A 2331-nucleotide genomic window follows, 5' to 3' on the forward strand; every position below is an offset into this window, starting at 1 on the left:
GTTTGTCCATTATTTGCACCAGAACCCAAAAAATCAAATTGGTTGTATTAAGAATGTTTGATTTCTTAAAGAAGTATTTAAAGGGTGTCTTGCATGTACTTGAATATTTGTACCATTAGTAGTTTGCAAACCAGCTACTTCTAAAACTAAGTCTGGATTCATTTTATTTTTAAATATATATTCATTACTATTATTAACACGCTCTATAGCCCAATAATGAGCATCATATGTTTCAATAAGCTGCGTAGTAAATACATTGGCCGTTCCACCTGCAGCGTTCCAAGCCAACACTATATTTGAGGCACGATTACGTCGTATTACATAACCATTCTTAACACTGTTGTACGAGAGATACCACTTTTGAGTATCTGCCTTATTATTGGACATTAATATAACATTGGTATTTGAGGCCCCCTCCAAACTTACTACACTACTATTATTTAATGCTGTCACAATTTGATACTCTCCATTAAAAATAGGACTCATTAAACATCTATTTCTCCAATCATTACAATTAACAGCGTACATATCCAATCTATTTGAAAACTGTTCTATAATTAAATATGTGCGTTGTGATGCACCACCGGATAGAAAAATAGGTATATTATTATACGATATCTGATATCCAAAATTTGTATGGAGATGCCCAGCAAAAATTGCTGCAACACCATATTGTTGAAATAAATTTTTATATTGATCATAAAGCATTTGATGTTTATGAACATTTATTATGATAGTTTTCCCATTTATTCTAGCTGTTTCTAATTGAGTTCTTACCCAATCAAAGTTTTCAAATATGTGATACTCATTAAAATCGGTAATAGTTGGGCCTGTTTGCTTATTCATTGTAGGAAAATTTTGTAATTGGATAGAACATATCGATCCGAAATTTACTGCATAAGCAAAACTGCCTTGATGCTTTGTAACAGGAATACCCAAATAAGGTTCTCCTGGTTGAGTCCTATAATCAAATTGAGTTGATGGTATGCCGCGAGTTTGAACATGGGCTATTAAATTCTCCATTGAATTTTTAAAACATCCATTATTTACGCAGTCATTAAAATTATTTTCAATATCATGATTGCCTAGACCATAATAATAGGGTCTTTTTAATATTCTAAGAAGTTCGTTTATTTTATCCCACTGCCAGCCATGCCCAAAGGCAGTCAAATCTCCGTTTATCAGCACAGATGCATTGGGTACAGTATCCGTATAAGAATTAATATTATTGTATTGTTCACGTATCAATGCTGCTGAACGTTGTTCTTTCGTAGATTCGTTTTCTGGACGATTTGAACATGGCGATACAATAGGATTATTACAATTTGGAAATGAGATACTATCCTGACAATCTGTCCAAGGATATTGGGGATCAGAAGTGATAACTAAAGATTGTATTAAGCCAAGCGGCGCAGCAAAATTTAAATTTTTTTGTTGTTTTCTCCACATATTATTTCCCCCACTTTATTCATTTGTTAACTATTCTTAAATAAGATTAGTTCTTGTGTCAAACAAGATAGTGTTGATATTCCTAAAAATTTAAAAATAAGAATTAAATCATTTAAAGATTTCAAATTACTTTATAAACGAACTAAAAATAAGTTGGAATATTATCTTTAATGGACCCAAAATAGCACTCGATTAAATAACTGTTTAATCAATATGTTTAAAAAAATATAAATATTCCTCTATTTTTCGCGCGAAAAGATGATTAGAATGGAGTGAGGAGCTGTACCCTAATCATGTCATAAAAATAGTTGGTGAGGTTAAAAATTTGAGAAGAGGATTACAGTATCTAGCAGGAATCTAAGCGGCGTCCCTTTACAATAATTATTGTGGGCATTGCTATAATTCGACTGAGAAACACTATATATTATCTAGCTTTTAACACACTGTTTTAGTCCTCCTAGACTCATAGGTGTGGTTGTATTCACATAAAGGTAAATGCCATAATCAAATTAGATAATTGCTTATTATACATGGCGTTTTCCAATGTATTACGCTATCATAAACTTCTTACCTATATTTACTTTTGCGTTCAAAAAAATATCTTACTCGTGCAAATTATCAAAAAATATCGTCAGATAGATGTTTTTGTAGTTCATCAGTAAACAAATGAAATTCATCAAAATTTTATCTTATATTGATAGTAATGCTTTAGTATCTATGATTTATCACCATGTCATTTCCAAAAAAATTGTACACTAAATAGTTTACAAAAATTAAAATTACTAAATGCTTCTTTTTATAATATATGTACTTGGTATATAAGAAAGATTGAAGAGAATTAGAATAAATTTAAAAATTGAGGGTGTTGCAAAACTAAAATAA

1 protein-coding gene is annotated in these 2331 nt (G+C 30.6%); it reads right to left on the reverse strand.

The genetic code is table 11. From position 1 onward, the window contains the following. Positions 1–33 precede the first annotated feature (33 nt). The gene (locus RT27_RS31900; protein ID WP_043939383.1) at positions 34–1449 is read right to left on the reverse strand and encodes an RICIN domain-containing protein; all 1416 of its coding nucleotides are present in this window, start codon (positions 1447–1449) and stop codon (positions 34–36) included. Positions 1450–2331: the final 882 nt, after the last annotated feature.

The sequence above is a fragment of the Bacillus sp. L_1B0_5 genome (assembly GCF_000836715.1).
GTDB classification, from domain to species: domain Bacteria; phylum Bacillota; class Bacilli; order Bacillales; family Bacillaceae_G; genus Bacillus_A; species Bacillus_A thuringiensis_S.